This window comes from Catellatospora sichuanensis (genome assembly GCF_007483665.1).
In the GTDB taxonomy this organism is placed as follows: domain Bacteria; phylum Actinomycetota; class Actinomycetes; order Mycobacteriales; family Micromonosporaceae; genus Catellatospora; species Catellatospora sichuanensis.
The window spans coordinates 143,634-165,316 of record NZ_ML660188.1; the positions used below are offsets into that span (position 1 = coordinate 143,634).

The 21,683-nt window shown below is 71.3% G+C and carries 22 protein-coding genes; 7 read left to right on the forward strand and 15 right to left on the reverse strand.

What is annotated here, in order from left to right; genetic code table 11:
- The first annotated feature begins 25 nt into the window (after window positions 1–25).
- From FLL47_RS09545 to FLL47_RS09555, 3 genes are all read left to right on the forward strand, one after another.
- Window positions 26–268 (forward strand): hypothetical protein, encoded by a 243-nt coding sequence (locus FLL47_RS09545; RefSeq protein WP_144120090.1) that lies wholly within the window; start codon window positions 26–28, stop codon window positions 266–268.
- Between the two features lie 140 nt (window positions 269–408).
- A complete protein-coding gene (locus tag FLL47_RS09550) occupies window positions 409–1,368 on the forward strand; it encodes a TolB family protein (RefSeq protein ID WP_144120091.1) in 960 nt (319 codons plus the stop codon).
- A gap of 77 nt (window positions 1,369–1,445) precedes the next feature.
- On the forward strand, window positions 1,446–1,703 hold the full coding sequence (locus FLL47_RS09555) for a hypothetical protein (protein ID WP_144120092.1): 258 nt from the start codon (window positions 1,446–1,448) through the stop codon (window positions 1,701–1,703).
- A gap of 70 nt (window positions 1,704–1,773) precedes the next feature.
- Here FLL47_RS09555 and FLL47_RS09560 read toward each other — a convergent pair whose 3' ends face one another.
- A complete protein-coding gene (locus FLL47_RS09560; RefSeq protein WP_144120093.1) occupies window positions 1,774–2,964 on the reverse strand; it encodes an FAD-dependent monooxygenase in 1,191 nt (396 codons plus the stop codon).
- Window positions 2,965–3,133: 169 nt separating this feature from the next.
- On the opposite strand from FLL47_RS09560, the gene FLL47_RS09565 reads away from it, so the two are divergent.
- Entirely contained in the window at window positions 3,134–4,048 is a 915-nt protein-coding gene (locus FLL47_RS09565; protein ID WP_246157711.1) for a GntR family transcriptional regulator, read from the forward strand.
- 53 nt (window positions 4,049–4,101) lie between these two features.
- On the opposite strand, the gene FLL47_RS09570 is transcribed toward FLL47_RS09565, so the two are convergent.
- From FLL47_RS09570 to FLL47_RS09585, 4 genes are all read right to left on the reverse strand, one after another.
- Window positions 4,102–5,109, reverse strand: a complete 1,008-nt coding sequence (locus FLL47_RS09570) for a hypothetical protein (RefSeq protein ID WP_144120095.1) — start codon at window positions 5,107–5,109, stop codon at window positions 4,102–4,104.
- A 146-nt stretch (window positions 5,110–5,255) separates the two neighbouring features.
- Entirely contained in the window at window positions 5,256–7,259 is a 2,004-nt protein-coding gene (locus FLL47_RS09575; RefSeq protein WP_144120096.1) for a PQQ-dependent sugar dehydrogenase, read from the reverse strand.
- A gap of 272 nt (window positions 7,260–7,531) precedes the next feature.
- Window positions 7,532–7,756: a hypothetical protein gene (locus tag FLL47_RS09580; protein ID WP_144120097.1), complete on the reverse strand. Its 225-nt coding sequence runs from the start codon at window positions 7,754–7,756 to the stop codon at window positions 7,532–7,534.
- 51 nt (window positions 7,757–7,807) lie between these two features.
- The gene (locus FLL47_RS09585) at window positions 7,808–9,028 is read right to left on the reverse strand and encodes an MFS transporter (RefSeq protein ID WP_246157713.1); all 1,221 of its coding nucleotides are present in this window, start codon (window positions 9,026–9,028) and stop codon (window positions 7,808–7,810) included.
- A gap of 75 nt (window positions 9,029–9,103) precedes the next feature.
- On the opposite strand from FLL47_RS09585, the gene FLL47_RS09590 reads away from it, so the two are divergent.
- On the forward strand, window positions 9,104–9,991 hold the full coding sequence (locus FLL47_RS09590) for a phosphotransferase (RefSeq protein ID WP_144120098.1): 888 nt from the start codon (window positions 9,104–9,106) through the stop codon (window positions 9,989–9,991).
- Window positions 9,992–10,098: 107 nt separating this feature from the next.
- Here FLL47_RS09590 and FLL47_RS09595 read toward each other — a convergent pair whose 3' ends face one another.
- Together FLL47_RS09595 and FLL47_RS09600 are read right to left on the reverse strand one after the other, a co-directional pair.
- On the reverse strand, window positions 10,099–10,761 hold the full coding sequence (locus FLL47_RS09595; RefSeq protein WP_144120099.1) for a hypothetical protein: 663 nt from the start codon (window positions 10,759–10,761) through the stop codon (window positions 10,099–10,101).
- Entirely contained in the window at window positions 10,758–11,330 is a 573-nt protein-coding gene (locus FLL47_RS09600; RefSeq protein WP_144120100.1) for an RNA polymerase sigma factor, read from the reverse strand. Before FLL47_RS09600 ends, FLL47_RS09595 begins: the two co-directional genes overlap by 4 nt.
- A gap of 508 nt (window positions 11,331–11,838) precedes the next feature.
- Here FLL47_RS09600 and FLL47_RS09605 point away from each other — a divergent pair.
- On the forward strand, window positions 11,839–12,294 hold the full coding sequence (locus tag FLL47_RS09605) for a hypothetical protein (protein ID WP_144120101.1): 456 nt from the start codon (window positions 11,839–11,841) through the stop codon (window positions 12,292–12,294).
- A 150-nt stretch (window positions 12,295–12,444) separates the two neighbouring features.
- Here FLL47_RS09605 and FLL47_RS09610 read toward each other — a convergent pair whose 3' ends face one another.
- The 4 genes from FLL47_RS09610 to FLL47_RS09625 form a co-directional block, all read right to left on the reverse strand.
- On the reverse strand, window positions 12,445–13,755 hold the full coding sequence (locus FLL47_RS09610; protein ID WP_144120102.1) for a ferredoxin reductase family protein: 1,311 nt from the start codon (window positions 13,753–13,755) through the stop codon (window positions 12,445–12,447).
- A 96-nt stretch (window positions 13,756–13,851) separates the two neighbouring features.
- Window positions 13,852–14,466, reverse strand: a complete 615-nt coding sequence (locus FLL47_RS09615; RefSeq protein ID WP_144120103.1) for a TetR/AcrR family transcriptional regulator — start codon at window positions 14,464–14,466, stop codon at window positions 13,852–13,854.
- A complete protein-coding gene (locus tag FLL47_RS09620) occupies window positions 14,466–15,269 on the reverse strand; it encodes a fatty acid desaturase family protein (RefSeq protein WP_246157714.1) in 804 nt (267 codons plus the stop codon). Before FLL47_RS09620 ends, FLL47_RS09615 begins: the two co-directional genes overlap by 1 nt.
- A complete protein-coding gene (locus FLL47_RS09625) occupies window positions 15,266–16,861 on the reverse strand; it encodes a phytoene desaturase family protein (protein ID WP_246157715.1) in 1,596 nt (531 codons plus the stop codon). Before FLL47_RS09625 ends, FLL47_RS09620 begins: the two co-directional genes overlap by 4 nt.
- 270 nt (window positions 16,862–17,131) lie before the next feature.
- Between FLL47_RS09625 and FLL47_RS09630 the strand changes: the two genes are divergently transcribed.
- Entirely contained in the window at window positions 17,132–17,464 is a 333-nt protein-coding gene (locus tag FLL47_RS09630; protein ID WP_144120105.1) for a DUF3817 domain-containing protein, read from the forward strand.
- 1 nt (window position 17,465) lies between these two features.
- On the opposite strand, the gene FLL47_RS09635 is transcribed toward FLL47_RS09630, so the two are convergent.
- From FLL47_RS09635 to FLL47_RS09650, 4 genes are all read right to left on the reverse strand, one after another.
- Window positions 17,466–18,113 carry a TMEM175 family protein gene (locus tag FLL47_RS09635; protein WP_144120106.1) on the reverse strand — a complete coding sequence of 216 codons (648 nt, stop codon included), beginning with the start codon at window positions 18,111–18,113 and terminating at the stop codon, window positions 17,466–17,468.
- Window positions 18,114–18,246: 133 nt separating this feature from the next.
- Window positions 18,247–18,555 (reverse strand): hypothetical protein, encoded by a 309-nt coding sequence (locus FLL47_RS09640; RefSeq protein WP_246157716.1) that lies wholly within the window; start codon window positions 18,553–18,555, stop codon window positions 18,247–18,249.
- 50 nt (window positions 18,556–18,605) lie between these two features.
- A complete protein-coding gene (locus tag FLL47_RS09645) occupies window positions 18,606–21,092 on the reverse strand; it encodes a DUF4132 domain-containing protein (RefSeq protein WP_246157717.1) in 2,487 nt (828 codons plus the stop codon).
- A complete protein-coding gene (locus FLL47_RS09650) occupies window positions 21,092–21,484 on the reverse strand; it encodes a hypothetical protein (protein ID WP_144120107.1) in 393 nt (130 codons plus the stop codon). The genes FLL47_RS09645 and FLL47_RS09650 overlap by 1 nt, the downstream gene beginning before the upstream one ends.
- Window positions 21,485–21,683 lie beyond the last annotated feature (199 nt).

A 21,683-nucleotide genomic window follows, 5' to 3' on the forward strand; every position in this document is an offset into this window, starting at 1 on the left:
TCCCGCCGTCTCGAGGGAGCCCTGTATGCCTGCCTGGGTCGTCGAAATCGCACAGAGGTCACCCTGGGTGGCCGGCTTCGGATTGGTCTGTTACTACGGCTACCGCGTCTTCTGCAAACTGCTGGACTCCCCCTTGGGCGTCGCCGCGCTGATCGCCTCGCTGGGAACCAAGGCACAACGCGAGGACGCAAGAGAGCTGGTAAGGCTGTTAGGGAAGCAGCGCAGCCCGGACGATCCGCTTACCGGCCCTCCTGACACACCCGAGTAGTCAAACGCTGTCACCGCTCCGGCATGTGCTGCGTTGCTCGACCGCATATTCTGGCCCGCGGCACAGGGCCGAATCGCCACGCATCATGGCAACTCTGTGCCTCCAGAACATTGGGTTACACGACGTCAGGGGAGCCAGACATGAGGCGGCGAATTCAACAGGTCCGCACCACCCGTCGGCGGCAGGTGATCACCCGGGGTCTGTTGATCGCCTTCGTGACCGTTTCGTTGGCAGCGTGCGCCTCGTCGCAGCCCCAGGCGAGGACGCCGTCGGCCGGGCCCTCGCCGTCGCTGTCCACCCTCGGCGAGACACCGCAGCAGCTCGCGGGCGGCTGGCAGGTCGTCGCAGCGGGAAACCGGGTGCTCGACCGGGCCCGCAACGCCTACGTCCCACTGGACCTGCCGCCAGACGCCATCCTCGACCCGACCGGCCGGCGCCACGCCACCGGCGGCGGGCAGCTGCGCATCGTCGAGCTGGCCGGGGGCAAGGTGACCACGGTGGACCGGTACCTGATGCTCGGCTTCGGCTTCGGCCTCGATCCCTGGTCGGCCGACGGCACCCGCCTGGTTGGCACGATCGACCGCAAGGACCCCTACGCGATGGGTTTCGCCGTGGTAGACGCGACGACGGGCAAGGTCGCCGAGCACTGGCTCCCGCGCGGCACCTACGACTGCAGCCTGTGCACGTTCGTCTTCACCCGTGACGGCAAGGAGGTCGCCATGGCGATCGCGGATCGATCGCTGGGTGAGGCGGCGGAGCTCGTGCGCAGCGTGCAGCTGTTCGACGCGCAGACGGGCAAGCCGACCCGGTCGCTGCCGGTCAAGGCCATGCCGCAGAGCCCGTTCGCCTGGTCGCCGGACGGACGCCTGGTCGTCGCGATCCCGGACCAGCACAAGAAGGAGAACGCCCAGCTGGTCGATACCACCACCGGCGAAGCGAAGCCGTTCCCGCACCTCGCGGTCTGGGCGACGGCCGACGCGCTGCTGGCCGAGTCCGACGACGGCGTGCTGACGCTGCGCCCCGACGGCACCGTCGTCGCCGACGCGAGCCTGACCGCCCCGCTGCACGCCCCGATCGTCCTCGGACCGCCCGCCGCCTGACCGTCGTCACGCAGAGTCTCGTCGACCGCACTCAAACAGGTCGTTTCGGACGACCGGGACGGGGTAGGTGCTCTCCGATGGAGAGGGGGCACGAGATGAGCTGGGCCGACAAGCCGAACTGGAACGACGTGCCACGGCGGGCCGGCGCGGCCGAACCCGCTCGCCGCGATTTCGACGGCGACTTCGCCGATCTGCGCCGGCGGGGCCGACACCTCATCGCGGAGATCCTCCGGTTGTCCCGCCAGTTGGCGGACCTGCAGCAGGTGATCGGGTCCCGCAACGGGACGCCCGGCGGGCCGCAGGGCGGCAACGCTTCCGGTGGGCGGTCGCGCTGATCCTCGGCCGAGTCCTGTCCGAACGCCGTCGTCCCGGGAGCCGTACAGGCGGCTCCCGGGACGGCGGGTCTCAGTAGGACTTCAGGGTGATCGCGTCGGCCTTGCCGGCCTGGATCTGCAGCAGGCGGGAGAACGGGCGGCGGGTCATCACCCGGGTGCTGACGTCGCGCAGCCGGATCGCGGTCGCCGACATCGGCAGCATGCCGTTGACCCCGCCGGGCGGCAGCTTCTGGCACTGCGTCACGTAGCCGCGCATCTGCTCCTCGTACGCGGCGTACGCGGTCACGTGCTCGCCACCGGCCGCGGCCAGCTCCCCGGCGAGCACGTACGCGCCGACCAGGGACAGGCTCGTGCCCAGGCCGCTGATGGGCGAGGCGCAGTAGCCCGCGTCGCCGAGCAGCGCGACCCGGCCGCTGGTCCAGTGCGGCATGTGGACCTGGCCGACGACGTCGAAGTAGAAGTCGGGGGCGTCCCACATCGCGTCGAGCATGGCCGGCACGCGCCAGCCGTCGCCCGCGTACACCTGCGCCAGCAGGCGCTTCTGCGCGTCGGCATCGCGCTGGTCGACGACGTGGTCACCGGTGCGGAAGGTCAGCATCGCCTTGGCGGTGCGGTCGTTCTCGGGCCGGATTCCCGCGCAGCGACCGCCCGGCGCGCCGTGCATGAGGAACCAGCGCGGGTCGAGGCCGGGCTGGGCGGGCATGGTGAAGTACGCCGTGTACGCGCCCAGCTGCTTGATGAACCGCTCCTCCGGACCGAAGGCCAGCGCGCGCACCCCGGAGTGCACCCCGTCGGCGCCGACGACCAGGTCGTAGACCTCGGTGCGGCCGCTGCGGAACTCCACCTTCACCCCGTCCGCGCCGTCGGCCAGCCCCGTGATCCGGTCGCCGAAGCGGTATTCGACGTCGTCGCGGGTGAGGTCGTACAGGATGTCGGCGAGGTCGCCGCGCAGGATCTCGTACTCGGCGACGATGCCCTCGCCGCCCGCCAGCGTCGCGGGCATCTCCGAGGTGCGGCGGCCGGTCGTGTCGACCCAGGCGAAGCCCTCCTCGTGCACCCGGTCGCGGGTGATCTGGGGCATGATGCCCATCCGCGCGCAGACGTCCTTGGCGACACCGCGGATGTCGACGGCGTGCCCGCCGGGCCGGATGCCGGGCGCGCGTTCCACCACGGTCACCGCGAAGCCATGCTGGTGCAGCCAGTACGCCAGAGCCGGTCCGGCGATGCCGGCACCTGAGATCAGTACGGTGTTCTTCTTCATCGGTCTCTCCCCAGTTTCTGTGTACGCTGTACGCATCACTGATAACACCGTAGGGAGGCGAAGCTTTGAGCTGCAACAAGGCTTTACGTGTACTAGTACGCTACCTAGTACACCGGTCGAGGTGAGCGCGGTGAGCGACAGCTTGGACGGATCTGGTGTACTAGTACGCGTGAGTACCGAGCCGCCCTACCGGCAGATCGTCGGGCAGATCCGGGCACAGATCGACGGCGGGCAGCTGCGCCCCGGCGACCGGGTGCCCTCGGCCCGGCAGATCACCGCCGAGTGGGGCGTGGCGATCGCCACCGCGACGAAGGTCCTCGCGACGCTGCGCACCGAAGGGCTGGTCGAGGCGGTACGCGGGGTCGGCACCGTCGTCGCCGACCGTGGCGAACCCGCCGAACCCGTCCGTCGCGAGCGGCGACCGCGCCCCGCTTCCGCCGAGCCGACCCGCGAGCAGATGGTGCGCCGCGCGATGGCGCTCGCCGACGCCGAGGGCCTGGAGGCGGTCTCCATGCGCCGCCTGGCCACCGAGTTCGGACTGGCCACGATGAGCCTCTACCGCTTCGTACGCGGCAAGGACGACCTGGTCCGGCTGATGATCGACGCCGCGTTCGCGGAGGCGCCGTTGCCCGCCGTACCGCCGAAAGGGGTGCATGCGCAGCTCACGCTGGTCAGCCGCCAGCTGTGGGGCATCTTCCGCCGGCACCACTGGCTCGCCCCAGCGATGTCGATCACCCGCCCGGAGTTCGCGCCGCACGGCATCAAGTACACCGAGTTCGCGCTGGCCGCACTGGACCCGCTCGGGCTGCCGATCACCGAGATGATGCACATCCACCTGTCCGTCTTCGCCTTCGTCCGCGGCCTGGCGATGGGCTTCGCCACCGAGGCGCAGGCCGCTCAGCACACCGGCATGTCCAGTGACGAGTGGATGGAGCGGCAGGGCCAGGCCTTCGACGACCTGCTCGGCTCCGGCCGCTTCCCGATGGTCGCCCGCATCGCCGCGATCCCCGACTTCGAGCTCGGCCTGGACGCCGTCTTCGACTACGGCCTGCCCCGCTTCCTGCACGGCATCCTGCCGAAGTGATGGGAAGGGCACCTTCTACAACACATAGCGATGTGAAGGTGCCCTTCCTTCGCTCAGGACTGGTAGGGGTTGGACGTGTAGGTGCGGGAGAGGCCGCCGGGGACGGTGAAGTACTCCACCGCGACCTTCGCCGGGTCGGTCGCGAGCTGGCCGCGGCCCGGCAGGTCGTTGCCGTCGTCCCAGCCCCACGGCGCATTCGCCGAGTTGGTGGTGCAGTCGTAGGTGCCCGCGCCGCAGTCGCCGGAGTCGTCGCCGGCGAAGGTTCCCGGGCTCGCGAACAGGCCGGTGTTGGCCCGCTGCGCCCACAGCCCGCCGGAAGCGAAGATGTCGATCAGCTGGTAGCGCACGTCGCGGTCGTTGCCACTGGCGGGGGTCTCGGCGACGGTCGACGGGTAGTAGACGAGGCCGTCACCGTCGATGTTGTACTGCGGGTAGGCCTTCAGCCCGTGGCCCTTGGCCTCCTGTGCGGTGACCGGGTGCAGGAATCCGTCGTGCGGCGAGGACTGCAGTTGCAGGGTGCCGTCGACGCTCTCCCGGCCGCTGGACCAGGTGCTGCCGGACGGGGTGTAGGAGAAGAAGTCGCTGTGCGCCACCGTCACCGCGGCGCGCAGCACGCCGTAGTCGGAGCCGTCGCGCTCGACGACCAGCAGCACGCCCTCGCCGTCGTTCTCGTGCTCGGTTTCGAAGAACGGGTGGTCCGTCCAGTCGCGGGGGTGGAAGAAGAGGTAGGTCAGGTACCAGTGGGTGCCGGTCTCCACGACGGAGAAGTAGGCGTGCGCGGCCAGCGAGACTCCCGCCTGACCGGTGCGGTCCCAGTTGTTGCGGCCGTTGAGGTCGCCGTCGAAGTCGACCTTCGTGATGTAGTCCGACTTCCCGCTCAGCGCGTGGCTGCCCGTGGCGTCGACGTCCTGGTAGTGGATCGGCGCCCAGCGCAGCGCCAGCTGCTCCCGGGTGACCGCCGCGCCCGCCGGCGTCGGCGCGATCAGCCCCGTCGCGGTGAGTGCGGTCGCCAGCGCGGCTACCACCAGGGATCTCCCGGTGACCCTGAACCTGTCGAGCATGGTTGCTCCCTCATCCGTTTGGCATCGATGAGTGGAGATGTTATGCGGTCCAGAGCGGACAGAGCATGGCCGAGCGGCGAATGATCAGTAGCTCTTGCAAGACGATTCGCGCCGGGAGCGGCACTGCCGCTCCCGGCGCGGCCGCCTCAGCCGAGCGCGACGTGCAGGATGCGCTCGTTGCTGTTGTTCGGCACGCTGTCCTTGTCCCCGGTGTTCGAGGTGGTCAGCCAGACGCCGCCGCTCGGCGACGGCTCGACGGTGCGCAGGCGGCCGTACGTGCCGACGAAGTACGACTGCACGTTGGTCAGGCTCGTCCCGCTGATCACCGCCCGGTACAGGCGCGTGCCGCGCAGGCAGGCCACGTACAGCGCGTCGCGCACGATGGCGATGCCGCTGCACGAACCCTCCGACGTCGGGTAGGTGCGCTTGGGCGCGACGAACCCCGCCGTGCCGCACGTGCCCGTGGTCCCCTCGCAGGTCGGCCAGCCGTAGTTGCCGCCCCGTTCGATCAGGTTCGTCTCGTCCATGACGGTGTTGCCGAACTCCTGCTCCCACAACCGGCCCTGGGAGTCGAACGCCAGGCCCTGCGGGTTGCGGTGCCCGTAACTCCACACCAGGTTGCCGAACGGGTTGTCGGCGGGCACGGTGCCGTCGGGGTTGAGCCGCAGGATCTTGCCTTCGAGCCGGTTGCGGTCCTGCGCCCAGGACCCGTTCTGCGCGTCGCCCGAGGAGGCGTACAGCTTGCCGTCCGGGCCGAAGCGCAGCCGCCCGCCGTCGTGGTACTTGTTGCGCGCCATGCCGCTGACCAGCACGGTGAGCGTGGCGGTGTCGAGCCGGTCGTTCACCACCCGGATCCGCACGACACGGTTGTCGGTCGGCGAGGTGTGCATGATGTACAGCCATCCGTCCGTGGCGTACGTCGGCGCGACCGCGATGCCCAGCAGGCCGCCCTCGCCCTCGGTGCTCTGCACGTTGGGCACGGTGCCCAGGGTCGTCTTCGCGCCCGTGGCCGGGTTGAGCCGGATGAGGTCGTGGGCGTCACGGCGGGAGTACACGATCGAGCCGTCGGGCAGCGTCGCCAGGCCCCACGGGATGTCGGTGTCGGTGGTCACCTGCGTCACCGTGCAGACCGTGCAGCCGCCGGTCGTGGCGACCGTGGCGGTGTTGCTCGGCGGACCGGCGTTGCCCGCCGCGTCACGGGCCCGGACCTGGTACTGGTAGGTGGTGTTCGCGGCGAGCCCGCTGTCGATGAACGTCGTCGCGGGCGGGTTGCCGCTGACCGTGCCGACGACGCTGCCGCCGCGGTAGACGTCGTAGGCACGCACGCCGACGTTGTCGGTCGCGGCCGTCCACTGCAGCGTGACCGTGGTGCCCGAGGCGGATCCGGCGAGTTGGGTCGCGGCCGTGGGCGGCGTGGTGTCCGTCTGGCACAACGGCGGCGTGATGGTGACCGTCGAGCTGGCCTGGGACACGTTGCCGGCGGCATCGCGCGCGTTGACGTACAGGCCCCAGGTCGCGCCGGGCACGACGGTCAGGTTCGCCGACAGCGTGCCGCCGCCGACCGAGGTCATCTGCTGCCCGTCGTGGTAGATGTCGTAGAACGCGACACCCACGTTGTCCGTCGCGGCGTTCCAGGCGAAGTTGACCGCGTTGCAGGTCAGGTTACTGATGCGGGCGTTGCCCGGCACCGTCGGCGGCTGCGTGTCCCCGGGTGCGGGCGACGACGGGGACGGCGTGGTCGTGCCCGTGCAGGCGACGCCGTTCATGGTGAAGGCGGTGGGGACCGGATTGGTGCCGGTCCAGCTGCCGTTGAAGCCGAAGGCGGTGCTCGCGTTGGTGGCCAGCGCCCCGTTGTAGGGGGCGTTGCGCACCGTGACCTGGCTGCCGGACTGGGTGTGGGTGCCGTTCCACAACTGGGTGACGGTCTGCCCGGCCGCGAAGGTCCAGCCGAGCTGCCAGCTGCTGACCGGGTCGCCGAGGTTGGTGACGCTCACGTTGGCACCGAACCCGCCGGACCACTGGCTGGAGATCGTATAGGTCACGCGGCAGCCCGCGGCCGCCTGCGCACTGATGGCGGTCACGGCGCCGGCCGCGACCAGGACGGTGGTGGCGGTCAGCAGGACCGCCAGTCGGCGTCTCGAGGTTCTCATGGGGTCTCCGTTGACGAACAGGGCATCGCGGGCGAAGGCCACGACGACATCATGGACCGGTATCGGGGGTCGGCGACGGAACGGCACGTCACCGTCGGTCGAGCGGCAAGCAGGTGTCGCCGGCACCGTCTCTTCGTCAGCCGGCGGAGGAACGCGTATGCCCTGTACGCGACCGGCGTCCACGCTCATTGCAGCGCGGCAAAGACTCCCGTTCGGAGCTTAAGGGACACAATGGGCTCACACAAGCGAAGCGCGTCGATGCCGCAAAGCGATCAGAAGCTCGACCCGGACCCGCTGTCGCCGCTGCCGCCGCCCCCGTCGCTCCAGCTCCCGCCGTCGCCGAAGGTCTGCGAGTGGTGCTCACCGGCCGAGCCGACGCCGTCCCCCGACGCCGACGACGGCCTGCCTGAGCGCACGTTCGACCACACGATGAACACCATGATCGCCAGCCAGCCGCCGGGAATCACGACGAAGCAGAGCAGCGCACCGAGATCCATGAATCCTCCCCGCCAGCGATCATGGCACAGCGATGGGACGGCGACGACCGCTCACGCGGGCTCCGCGACGACCTCCGACGCACCGCCGCCGGGCAGCCAGCGCACCGCGGCCAGCCCGACCAGGACGATCGGCACGGCGAACAGGGCCGCGAGCGGCGCGATGCCCAACCACAGTGAGCCGAACCCGAAGCATCCGTACACGGCCAGTGCACCCAACTGCGCGCCGAACCCCGACACGGACAGCACGGTCGCCCGGGTGTGTCCGCTCATCGTGTGCTGCAGCCGCGCCTCCGTCAGCACCCGGGTCAGCTGCAACAGTCCGAAGCAGACCGCGATCGGCACGAGCCCGGCCAGTCCCCCGGCCAGTGCGCCGATCGCCAGCGCCACCCCGGCCGCGGCGATCGTCGAACCGGTCGCCAAGGGCGTCGCCCGCCAGCGCTCGGCCAGCGCGCTGCCCAGCGCCATCGCCGCGATCAGCGCCGCGATGACCAGCGGCACCCCGGCGGTGGCCACGCCCAGGTCGCGGACCAGCAGCGGCCCGTACTCGTCGAGCGCGCTCAGGCTCGGCACGGCCGCGGCGATCAGCACCGTGTGCCACACCCGCCGGTCGGTGCGCACCTCGGCGATACCGTCCCGGAGATTGCGCAGGTAGGCCCGCCCGCCCGTGGACCGTTCGCGGCGCACCCGGGGCCGCTCGGGCATGGCCAGCGCCGCCGCGGCACTGCCCAGGCAGGCCAGCACACTGCCCGCGGCGATGAGTCCGTAACCCCCCAGGGCGTACACCGGCCAGGCCAGCGCGCTCGCGGCCAGCATCGACACCATGGCCACGGTCGCGGCCCGCCCCGCGAGCGCGGTGTAGCGGTCCGTCGCATCAGCCGCCGCGAGCTCGTCGAAGAGCAGCGCCTCCTTGGTGCCGGAACTGATCGCGCTGCGCACGCCCCACAGCACGAACCCGACCGCGAACCCGGCATACGTCGGCCACAGGAACCAGGTGGCGAACCCGACCGCCCGCATGAGCGCGCCGAAAGCGAGCAGCCTGCGCCGGGAGTAGGTGTCCGCCCACGCCCCCGACGGCACCTCCAGCGCGAATGCGACCGCGCTCCAGATGACGAAAAGCGAGGTCACCTGTGCGGTGGACAGGCCCGAGTCGGCCATCAGCAGCGCGTAGAACGGGAAGAACAGCACACCCTCGTCGCAGGCCCGCAGCGCCGCGTAGATCCGGCCCAGCCTGCGCACCGGCGGCGTCACCGCGGTCCCCCTGTGGGTCACCATTCGTCCACCCTGCCGGGATGCCCGCGCGTACGCAATCCGGTTGCCCGCACGCCCCCGCCCGGTAGGTTGCGGAGCATGATCCCTGCCGACGTTCTCTCCTCGTTGGCTGGTGGACCGGCCACCCTGCTGACCCTCGAGGCCCGGCCGCTCGGCGGCGACGGCGCGGCCACCGCCGCGGTCACGCTGCTGACCGGGACACTGCGGCACGGCCCCGACGAGCGTTCGTTCTCCCTGGTACGCAAGCAGTTCCGCCCCCTCGCCACAGGCCGCCACGCGGTCGGCTCGCACGACGAACGGCACTGGGCGTACTGGCGCCGCGAACCGCTCGCGTACGCCTCGGGGCTGCTGCCGACCGGCCCAGGCCTGGCCGCGCCGCGCTGCCTCGGCGTCACCGAGGACGCGGTCTACCTGGCGCACGTCACCGGCCCGCGCGAGGACCCGCGCACGGCCGCTCAACGGCTTGCCGTTTGGCAGGCCGGCATCGCACCACCGGACCTGCCCTGGCTGGCCGGGCACCAGCTGGCACAGCGGATCGCGGTGAGCGACCTCGACTGGACGGCCGTCGACGCCCTGCCGCAGGCGGTCGCGATCTGGTCGCGGCGGCGCGAACTGCTCGCCGAACTGGACGCGGTGCCGTCGGCGCTCAGCCACGGCGACTTCCACCGCGACCAGCTGGTGGCCGCCGGGGACGTGACCGTCGTGCTGGACTGGGGCACGCTGGGCGTCGCCCCGGCGGGAGCCGACGTCGCCCACCTCGCGCTGAGCACCCTGGACGGCAGCCTCGTCGATGCCTATCTCGCCGCCGCCGGGCACCGGCTCGATCCGGAGGCCGTTCGCCGCGGCTACCAGCTCACCCTGGTCCTGACCGCGGTGAGTCGGCTGCACTGGATGCTGACCCGCGGCGTGCGGCCTCCGCCGGGATACCTGCGGTTTCTGACCCGACAGATCGACGCGATCAGCTGACGGCCGGCCGGCCGGTGACGGCGTGGACCCTTGCGGCGGGCACTTCGACTGACGGCCCGGTCGGCAGCCCACGGGTGGGCCGCCGACCGGACGTCCGGGCGGAGTGGTCAGTTGGGCGTCCGGCCTGCCGGCGGCGTGGGACGGGCCAGGCAGGAGGGCACCGTCATGACGACGACCGGACGCACCATCGTGCTGCGCCCGTCCGCGAGATGATCGATGGCATAGCCGATCACCAGCGTGTCCGCGGCCGGGAGGTACTGCGGCCGGATGATGATGAAGACGCCGTCCTCACGCAGCTGGTACTCGAGCGGAGTCGTGGCGTGCTCGGGGGTGCCCGGGACCGGCAGCTCGTACACGACGTCGTACGCGGGCTCGCCGGTGCACTGGCCGTCGGGCACCATGCCCATCACGACGGTGCGCGCACCGGCACGTGCCAGCGCGGCGTTCAGCTTCGCGGGGTCCGTCAGCTCGGCTGCATCGAAGCTGACCTCGACCGACCCGTCGGCATTCGTGCCGACGGAGTACGCCTCGGCCGGTTCGGCCCAGGGTTCGGCTACCGCCAGCACGCCGGCGGCCGCGAACACGGCCGCCCCCGCCAACGCCATCGCCAGACGGCGGCGAGCCGGGCGGGGCCGGGTCGGCGGGGTCCCGTGTGCGGTCAGCACGCGGTCGAGCATGGCGCGGGCGTACGGGTCGTGCGGGTCGGGGGCGGGCGGGGCCGGGTCGGCGGCTCTCAGCCGGGCCAGGGTGTCGCTGCTGCGGTCGTTCATGAGCTGGTGTTCCCTTCGGCGACGATCGACGGCATGGGCAGGCGGGTTGTCGCATGGGCGCCGGTTTCCTCGGTGGCCAGCAGCCGGGCCGCGAACCGGCGCCGGGCGCGGTGCAGACGCACCTTGACCGCGGTACGGCTGCAGCCCAGGACGAGGGCCATCTCGGCCACGTCCAGGCCCTCCCACTCGGTCAGGCGCAGGACCTCCTGATCGGCCGGGGACAGCCCGGCCAGTACGGCCCGCACCCGCAGGTGCTCGTCTACCTGCCCGGCGTGGTCCGCCACGGTGGCGTCGGCCCCGACGGCGGCTTTGGCGGACAGCCGGTCCCTGCGGGCACGGGCCCGCAGCTCGTTGGCGATCACGTGCCGGGCGGTGGCGTACAGCCAGGCCCGCGGGTGTTCGGCGGGCAGCTGCGCGAAGCGGCGCCATGCGACGAGGAACGTGCCGGAGACGACGTCTCCGGCCGCGTCGGGGCCTACCCGACGGGTGGCGAAACGCGTCAGCTCCGCGTAATGGGCGTCGAACAGCTCTTCGAAGCGCTCTCTGGCGGCCGCGTCGTCTGGTTCCATACCCGGGAATGTCCACCTGTCGCGCTCGGGTTACCGGTCGCCGCCGATCATCTCGCGCCACGTGTCCGGCCGGCCTGGAGGGCCACCGCAGATGAGGGCGCCCCCACAGGACGCCACCGCCAGGGCCACTCAAATGGGCACAGCGCCTGCCTGCGCGCTTCCGAACGCCGACGTCGAGGTCCATGTGGTCCCAGGGGTCGGGCACAGCGTCCTGCGCCAAGCTCCCGGTGCGGCGTTCGCCCTGGTCCGTAGATTCCTGAAGGGGCTGGACACCACCGGGTGAAGCGTATGCCGGCGCACCCGAGCGGTTGCCGATATGCGCGCGTGCGGCATTCGTTGATGCCGATGATGCCCGGCGTCGGTACCCTCCGACTGACGACAACCGCCTATGCCACCCGAACCACCCGGCGACGACCACGTCCACAGAGTGCCCACCGAGGGAGATCTGGCGATGGATCAGCTGCGATACCGCTTCATTCAGCTCAACGTCGCAGTGGTCGCATTCCACGTGGTCACGACGGTGATCTGTGTGGCGTTGCGCTGGCCGGCGCAGTTCGGCGGAGCGGGCGATCCGGACAATGTGGCTGCGGAGATGTGGTTGCGAGGCACCGCCATCGGCGCACCGGTGGTCCTGACCATCGTCCTTGCGCTGGCGACACTCGCCGCCGCCAGTCCCGGCCGGACCGGCACCGCGGGCACCATGGTGATCGTCATCGTGTCGTTGATGATCATCATCGGCGGCAGCGGCGAGGCGTTCGGGGTACCCAGCCCGGACGTGCCCACAGCCGTACTGATCTTCAGCGGGGCAGCGAACGTCCTGCTGAGCATCGTCACGCTCTACCTCGCGTACCGGCTTCTGCGCGGCCACCCCCACGTTGAGCAGCACATGCGACCCACGCCGGACACACGCCCCGGAGGCACGGCCGAATCCGACGCCTTCGACGACGGCACCGCTCGCCGGTGAGCACGATCCGGTGAGCACCCAGGCGCCACAGGCGCGCCTGCCGCAGCTCAGGCCTGCACCGCGGCGAAGACGACACTGGCCGCCAGCAGCACGAACGCCAGCACCAGGACCAGCCGTGTCACCAAGGCATGACGCATTGCCGGCTCCCGCTCAGACCCAGTTGAAGCGTTCGGTATGGATGCGTGCGGGAGCCACGCCCAGTGCGACGAGGGCGTCCTCCATGGCGTCCATCATCGGATCGGCTCCGCACACGAAGAACTGCCAGCGTTCGTGACCGGGCGGCAGGTGGCGGCGCAGCATGTCCGCGGTGACGCGGCCGGTCTCCCCCGTCCAGCCGGGCGGCGGCTCGTCCAGAGCGTGCACTACCTGCACGTCGGGCCGGGCGGCGAGCTGATCCAGCTCCTCGCGGAAGGTGACCTCGTCCCAGCTGCGGTTGGCGATGAAGGCGACGACCGGTCGACGGTCTCCGCGGTCGGCGAAGGTGCGCAGGATGCTCACCATCGGGGTGACGCCCACGCCGCCGGCGATCAGGCAGAAGCCCGGCCCCTCGTAGTGGTCCGGGCTGAACACGCCGTGCGGACCGTCGAGATACGCGGTGGTGCCGACGTCGAGGTCGGCCACGGCGGAGGTGAAGTCGCCGAGCGCCTTGATGCTCACGTCGACGACATCGGCCGACTCGCCGCTCGACGAGAGCGAGAACGGGTGCTTCGTGAGCGAGAACGGTGACCGGCCGATCGCGAACCACGCGTACTGGCCGGGTGCGAACCGGAACCCCGGGTGGCCGTCGGCGCGCAGCGTGAGGGTCGTCGTCCGACCCCGCTCCGGCGTGACCCGCTCGACGGTCCACGGCCGGCGGCGCAGCATCAGCGGCTTGCCGATCCGTACCCACACCAGCAGGGTGAGGAACGCGGCGGACATGAGGACCCACAGCACACGTTTCCACGCGACGTCCAGGTAGTGGTCGACGAGCAGCGCGTGCATCAGCGCCGCCACGATCACCACCACGGCGAGCACGGTGTGCAGCGCGTGCCACACCTCGTACGACAGCCGCAGGCGCTTGCGCCACAGCGACGACGCGACCAGCACGAGCAGCGCGATCGTCGAGAGCAGCGCCCAGCGGACCCGCGCCGGCGTGTCGTCGGCGAACGGCCGGACGACCAGGTCCCACGGTGCCGAGATCGCCACATGCACGAGCACGAAGACCAGGCCGACCAGGCCCATCTCGCGGTGGAACTGCACGAGCGCGTCGGTGCCGAACGGGGCCGCGACGGCCCGGAACCGGGCGACGAGGGCGAACTCCAGGCCCATGAGGGAGAGCCCGACGAAGCCGAGCGCGGCCGAGAACTCGGTCGCGAAGCCGCGGCCCGGACCGGTGAATCCGATCACCGCGAACACCAGCGGCGCGATCGCGACACCGAGGAACAGCCCGATCCACAGCGCGCCCCGCACGACAAGGCGCATCCCGTCACCTCCAGCTTCGCCGGTACGGCCCAGCCGGCGGAACCTGTGTACACCTTTGGTCGCTTTGTCCCGCCATTGTGCACCGTACCCTGCTCGTCAGGCCGATCCGTCCGGTTCGGCCAGGCTGAGCCGCCAGGCGTCGACCAGCGGGGCGAAACGCTCCGCGGCGTCGAACAGCGCGTCCGGACCGAGCCGGTGCGCGTCCAGATGGGACAGCATCTCCATGCCGAGATAGAGCGCGACCGCCGCGGTGGCGACCTCGCGCACCGGGATCAGCTCGGCCAGCGGTGTGCCCGCCAGCAGGCGCTCGATGATCCCGGCGGCGAAGTCCTGCCACACCGCGGTCTGCACCTTCACCTGCTCCGCCAGCCGGGCGTTCGCATTCGCCGCGGCGACCAGCTCCTGCACCGCGGCGATGTGCCCGGCCGCGCCGTCCTCGTCGTACAGGCGGCGCAGCCGGGCCAGGGTGTCCGAGGCGGTGGCGACGCCGTCGAGTTCGGCCCGGTAGCGGGCCAGCCGGGCCTCGCTGGTGAACTGCGAGGTGGCCACGAACAGGTCGTCCATGTCGGTGAAGTGGTAATAGATGACGCCGGGCGCGAACCCACCGGTCTTGGCGATGGCGCGGGCGGTGCAGCGGCCGTATCCCTCGTCGGCGAGGGTGCGGGCGGCCGCGTGCAGCACCCGCGCCCGGGTGTCGGCGCGTGGCGGCATCAGATGACCCGGACCGGGCGCACGCCCGCCGCGGACAGGTGCGGGTCGAGGCGGCGGGCCAGCTCGGGCAGCCGGTGGCTGGGGATCTGCGGGTACAGGTGATGCTCCAGGTGGTAGGTCAGCTCGAGGAAGATCGCGGGGATGACCCTCCCGCGCAGCGTACGCGTCTGCGTGAGCGGCTCGTCGCCGTAGTCGTGGTGCGGCAGGTAGACGGTGAGCAGGGGGTAGACCCAGCTGCCCGCGATCGCCATCACGGCGTAGGCCAGCAGCGCCGGGGTGACCGGCCACAGCAGCACGCCCCCGGTCAGTGCGGCGAAAGGCATCACCGCCTCGACCAGCAGCCAGGTCCGCAGCCCGCGGTCGCCGCGGGCGCGCCGCCACGACCACCACCACAGCCGGCCGAGGAACACCGGTCCGTAGAGGACGGCCCCGAACAGCGACAGGTCCGCCGGGTAGCCCTCGGGGTCCTCGTCGCTCGGGAACAGCCGGTGATGCTGCAGGTGCGTGGACCGGTACGCGTGCCCGCTCTCCAGCAGCACGAGCCCGGTGAAGAACAGCGCCCACTCGGTCTGCCGGGGCGTGAGTCCCAGGGCGCGGTGCACCACGTCGTGCGTCACCGTCACCACGGACACGAACACCCCGAACACCACCAGCGGCGTCAGCCACCACCAGCCGGCCCAGGCGACCAGCACGAAGACCCCGATCATCGCGTACGGCCGCACCAGCGCGACCCGCGTGCGCCACGGCGACACGGCCAGCAGGTCCGTGCCGACCTCGCTCAGGCTCGGCAGCTTCGTGCTCACGACCGCGCCCCCGCCGGCGCGTGGCGCAGCACGTCCTCGGCGACCAGGCGGCTGCCCAGCACGCAGGCCACGGTGCCCAGCCCGGGCCACGTCGTGTCGCCCACCTGCCAGAACCCGGGCAGCGCGGTGCGGTGCGGCACGGCGAACTGGTTGGAGTTGCGCAGCGTCTGCCGCACCCCGCCCACCGCCCCCTGGGGCCGCCAGGTGAACCGCTCGTAGCTGCGCGGTGTGCCGACCTGCCGGACCACGGCCTGCTCCCCCAGCCGCGGGTAGACCCGCCGGGCGTGCTCGATGAGGCGCTGCCCGATCTCCTGCTTGCGCGCGGCGTACTCCGGCTCGGACAGTCCTTGCCAGCCGGCCAGCTCGGTGTGCGTGGAGATCATGACGGCTCGGTGGCCGGGTGGCGCGCTGACCTCGTCGCCGGGCGAGGACACGGACACGAACATGTTGTTGCCCTCACCGAGCGGCCGCGCGTAGTCCTGCATCAGCTGGTGGTGGGTGAACTCCTGCCCCACGACCTCGTGCTCGGGCACGCCGAGGAACACCACGACTGCGCCGCCCAGGTCGGGCTCGTCGCGCTCGAGATATGGCCGCAGCCCCGCCGCGACCGGCGTGCCGGCGGCCACCTCCGCCGTGATCGGCGCCGGCAGCGCACTCACCACGACGCCCGCCTCGACGCTGCCGCGCGTGGTGTGCACGGTGTAGCCGCCGACGCCACTCTCGCTACGGTGTCCTAGGAGGCTGCGCTGGCGCTCCCCCGCTCCCCGGCCGGTGACGTGCTGGACGCGGCAGCCGGTGCGCAGATCGCCGCCGAGTGCGCGGTAGTGCGCGACCAGCGCCCGCCAGAACCCGTGCATGCCGCCGCGATGGCGGGTCAGGCCCGCGCCGCGGATGGTCACCCCGAGCGCCGCGTTGATCAGCGGAGCCCGGTCGACGGTGCTGTGCACGGTGTCCTCGACCAGCATGCCGAGCAGTGACACCAGGGAGTCCTGGTCCCGCAGGCCGTGCGCGCGCAGCGCGTCGCCCATGGTCCGGCCGAGGTGGCGGACCAGCGGAAGGTGCCGTAGCCCGACCGCGCGCAGGTCGTGCAGCGCGTCGGCGGGCGTGCGCATCGGCAGGCGGATCCCGGCCCGGCTGGCCGCCCAGAACACCTCGGCCAGCCGGTCCAGCTCGGCCCAGAAGCGCCGGTGCGCGCGGGTGTCGCCGAGCGTGCGCAGCCGTTCGGCGTGCCACCGGGACTGCTCGCGATGCAGCGTGACGACCCGGTCGGGCAGCCAGGCGACGTATCCGGGCAGCTGCTCGGCGTCGAGCGCGGGCGCGCCGGTCGTGGCGAGCAGCTCGTCGCCGACGCCGCCGGGCGCGAAGTCGACCAGGGTGGTCGCGCCGACGTCGAAGGAGAAGCCCCGGTGACGGAAGTAGCCCGCGCAGCCGCCGGCGTGACCGTGCGCCTCGAAGACGATCGTGGAGAGGCCCGCCGCCTGCAGTCGCAGCGCGGTGGCGAGCCCGGCGAGGCCGCCGCCCAGCACCACGACATCGCAGCGTCCGGGCAGGTCACGGGTCCGGGTTAGGGTCGGTGTCCGGGAAAAGCCCACGGGCGCATCATGATTCTGAACATCTGTTCTGAACATATGTTCAAATTAGAGGGGCTGACCGATCGAGTCAATGCCATGTATCGAACACGCTCCCGACCAGCGGATCGTCGCCGCACGCGCGGATGTTCAGCTGACTTTCGCGCGGTTGTCAGGTCACTTCGTGGATCAAGGGTTAGGGTCGCGCCGATCACAGCAGCGTGGCGACCCCGTCAGGAGGCGTCGGCGCGGCTCTATGATCGGCTCCGTCACCGTCGACTTCCTGGAGAGTTCATGTCGAGCACCGCAGGCCGCTGGTTCCGCTACGCCGCCATCGCCGAGACCTTCTCCTGGGTCGGCCTGCTCATCGGCATGTTCTTCAAGTACATCGTGGTCAAGAACGACATCGGCGTGTTCGTCTTCGGCCGGGTGCACGGCGCGATGTTCGTCTTCTACCTGGTGACCTTGCTGTGGACCGCCCGCGTGCACCGCTGGAGCTTCGGCCGCCTGGTCATGGGCGGCGCGGCGTCGATCCCGCCGTTCCTGGGGCTGCTGTTCGAGCGCTGGGTCGCCAAGCGCACCCCGGACGCCGCCCCGGCCGAGCCCGCGGTCGCCGCGGCCCGCTGAGCTACTCCAGCACGTCCGCGCCCGCCGGGGCGCGGCGGTGCATGAAGACGCCGAACGGCACCGTGATCAGCCACATCAGCACCGCCCCCAGCGTGCTGACGAAGGCCACCGGGATCGAGACCAGGAACGCCACCACCGGCGCCAGCGACATGATCGAGCCCCAGCGCATCACCTCCGGGGTGACCTTCACCCGCAGCAGGCCGGCCTTCCACGCGTAGCGCAGCAGCACCACCTCCAGGCCGCTGACGATCGCGCCGGTGACGGCGTACGCGACCACCGCGAGCGGGTTGTCGAAGTAGTCGCCCAGCAGCGCGGTCGGAAACGGCATGAACGCGATGAACGCCAGGTAGAAGAGGTTGCGCGAGATCAGGCCGTAGTCGGCGCCGCGCAGCACGCTGAACATCTGGTGGTGGGCCACCCAGTACTTGCCGATCAGCGCGAACGACAGGAAGAAGCCGACGAAATCCGGCACCAGGTCCCCGAGCCTGCCCAGCAGTTCGCGGACGCTCCCGGTGTGGATCATGTGGGGCACGGCGACCTCGACGATGAGCAGTGTCATCGCGATCGAGAACAGCCCGTCGCTGAACGCGGTCACCCGGCCGAACTCCACCGTGTCGCGCCCCCAGACACGTGCGGAGCCCCGGACCACATGATCACTTTAAGCCGCGAGCAGGCTGTGAGCGGCCGAAATCCGGCATACGCCCACGATCACCGACGGGCCTGGGCCGAACTGGCCGGCCCAGGGACACGACGGTCCGGCTCGGCGCGGGCCGGTCGCCGGATCACGCTTCCCGCGCGGCCCGTCGGCCGCCGCGCCACTTGGCGACATACGGCAGCGCGAACAGGTACAGGCCGCTGAACAGGAGCAACACCAGCGGGAGCAGCGGCACGTAGGAGACCCAGATGACCGGCTCCTCCTGCGCCAGGGCGACGAACGTGGCGATGACGCTCACCGTGAACGCGATCGACAGCCAGCGGTGGACCTGCCGGATCCACTTGTTCCAGTTCACTGCGACCTCCTGAGGCGACGGGCAGACCTGATCCCCGACGACCTGCGGGGGCATGGCGGCCACGCTAGTTGCGGCCGCCATGCCCGCGCTTCTCGATTCCTGACCGATCCGGTCCGCCGACCCGCCCGGGGTCAGACGTGGATCTGGCGGGTGATCGTCGGGTCGGTGATCGCGGCGTCCCGAGCGAGCAGCATCGCCTTGCTGAGGATGACCGAGAGCACCCGGTCGCCGTCGAACGGCAGGAACACCCCGCCGGTGCCCGCCGCGGAGCTCTGGTTCGGCACGATGCACAGGTACTGGTCGTTCGGGCTCATCAGGATGTTGCCCGAGCCCAGGTGGATGCGGTAGGTGCGCAGGTCGCCGCGTACCACCAGGAAACGGTCCTCGACCGTGGCCCGGTCGGCGATCGCCAGCCGGGGCACGATCCTGGCCAGCAGGTCGCGGCGGGTCTGCGCGGTGCCGGACAGGCCGCCGAAGCTGTACGAGTTCCAGTAGTCCTGGAACCGCCCCTCGGGACCGCCGTCCTGCCAGGTCGGGTCGTTGCCGACGCTGGCGACGCCGACGAACAGGTCCACGTCGCGCATGATCTCGCTGAACACCAGCGGAGGGATCTCGGCGAGCGGCAGCCCGTCGGCCGGCGGGTGCTGCCAGCCGTGGCTGTATCCGCCGCCGGAGGCGTGCGCCGTGTGCTCGCGGGCCCCGATGGCGTAGAAGCGCACCTGGTCGGTGACGATGCGCAGGTAGGCGCCGGTCTCGGTGGTGTCGTCGCCGCCGTAGCCGTCGCCGACGCCCTCCACCCAGTACTCGGCCCGCAGGCCCCATTCGGGCAGGTCCCGGGTCGCGGGCGGGTACTCGTCGTCGACCATCAGCCGCAACTTGTTGCGCCAGCCGCGGGTCGCCGCGAGGGCGTGGAACTGGTGCTGGCGCAGCACGTGCGCGGCATACCGGTTGGAGTAGGTGCCGGTGTTCTCCTCCGCGGCGGTGAGCACGTACACCTCGCGGTGGGCCTGCTTGAAGGGCTGCACCACCTGGTCGCGCTCCAGGCGCTCACGCCAGGCGAGCACCTCCTCGACCGGACGGCCGATCGGATGCCACAACCGCACCGCCGCGTCCGGGCCGGCCACCACCGGGGTGCCGTCCAGGCCGGTCAGGGCCTGCTCGGCCCATGCGCAGGCCTGGTCGTCGACCGTCCAGATCAAGCGGCGCGCGATCGTGCCCAGCAGCGGGTGGTCGAGGTGGCGTTCCCGCCAGGCCGCGAACCGCCAGACACGCTGGGCGAGGAACTGCCGGTCCAGGCGCTCGGCCTGGGCGGACAGCATCTTCTCGAGATCCTTGACGGCCGCCTTCAGCTCGCCGAGGTCCTCGGCGTGGTCGCGGCGCACCGAGGTGGGCGGCGACTTCACGGGCCGCCCACCTGCACTGAACCAGGTGGTGCGCACCCCGGCCGCGCCGACGGTCGTCTCCGCGCGCACGTCGCCGAAGGCGTCGATCCGCCGGCCGACCTCCGTCAGCCCGTATGCGGGCACGGCCAGTTCCTCCACCTCGTCCCGGGTCAGGCCGAGCGCCGCCGCGCGCGCATCGAGGGCGGTGGTGAGCTCCTTGAGCGTGCCCTTGTAGGTGACCCGCGCGGACAGCCGGGCGAGCTGCGCCAGCGCGGCCTCGGACCCGCACCGCGCCAGCATCTGCACCGCCGTGTTGGCGATCTTCGGGTTGCGCGGGCCGATCCCGGCCGCCTTGCGCAGCGACGTCTCCACCAGCGCGCCCAGCAGCCGGGCGGTGTCGTCGTGCGCGGGCAGCAGGCCGATCAGCCAGACGAGCCCGCGCAACGTGATCGTGTTGTACGGGTCGTAGGCCTCGTTGACGTCCGGCTCGTAGCCGCCGCGCACGAGCCGCTGCGTGCGCGGGCGTCCGACCAGCGACAGCCAGCCGGTCAGCACCGTCCGGGCGGCCTCGTCACCGACCGCGGCCAGCAGCCGCCGACCGGGCTGCTCGAATTTCGAGGTCATCTTCGCGCTGGTGGCGGTCGCGGCATGAGCCACGACGGCGGCCCACGGCTCACCGAGTTCGGCAAGGTCTTCCAGCGCCCGGTCGGCCCAGGCCTCACCCGGGTTGAGCAGCGGCGCGTCGAGTCCGGACAGCATCTCGTCGAGCTTGGCCATGCCGTGATAGCTCATCTGGCTGGTACGGCGCATGGCCGCCACGTACGGCAGCGGCACCGGCCGCCCCAGTTCGACCAGTTTTCGGGCGTCGAGGAGGTTGACCGCGTCGTGGGTGCTCCACCGCGTGCCCGCGATGTGCAGCGCCAGCTCGATCCGGTCCACCTCGTCGGGCAGGTGCAGCGTGCGCCTCAGACGCGTGACGAGTTCGAGCAGGTTCTCGTTCACGCCCGCCCGGGTCTCCCCGCGCATGTACGCGATCAGGGCGAGCACCAGCTCGTGGCGGCCCGGCACGCTCATCGGCCGCAACACGTCCTCCGCGGACGGGTTGGCGAAGCCCCAGGCCCCGCTGTTGACCTCGACCATCTCGACGAGCCGGGCCACGATCCCGTCCACGCCACCGGTGTCGACGGCCGCCTGCAGTGCGGCGACCTGCCCCGGGTATTCAGCCAGCTGCGTCATCAGCCACCGACCAGCGGCACGAGCTTCAGGAACGTGATCTCGACACCGCGGTGCAGTCGAAGGTCGGCTTCGAGGTCCTCGACCTGCCGGTCGTCGACGAGCACCACGAACCCGTTGCGGGAGAACGCGTCCACCGCGCGGCTGAACTGCTCCTCGGCATCGACCTGCCGGTGCTTGCTCATCCGGAACCCGCTGCGCGTGTGCTCGGTGCCGCCGGGCTGCACCAGGCCGCGGAAGTGGTCGCCGCCGGCCGCGTTGTGCTCGGCTACCTCCTGGAACACCCGGCGCCGGATGATCTCGCGCAGGGTCAGCTGCTGCTCGGAAATCTCCAACTGCCACGCTGTGCCGCGGTCGCCCGCGGTCGTCTCGTCGACAAAGGTCACCATCGCCATGGCCGCGGAGTCTAGGGCGGTGCGCCGACATCCGCGCTCCCGCCACCGCTCGGACCTGTCCGACGGCGACCGGCCGAACGCGACGTCCGTGAGGTCTTGGCAGCGCATCGGCGGGCCCAAGTGGACCGGCTCCAGCCGTTCTCGGCACGTGTCGGGCGTTCAGGAGGAAACATCTGGAGCAGGGTGCGGCGGGAGGGGC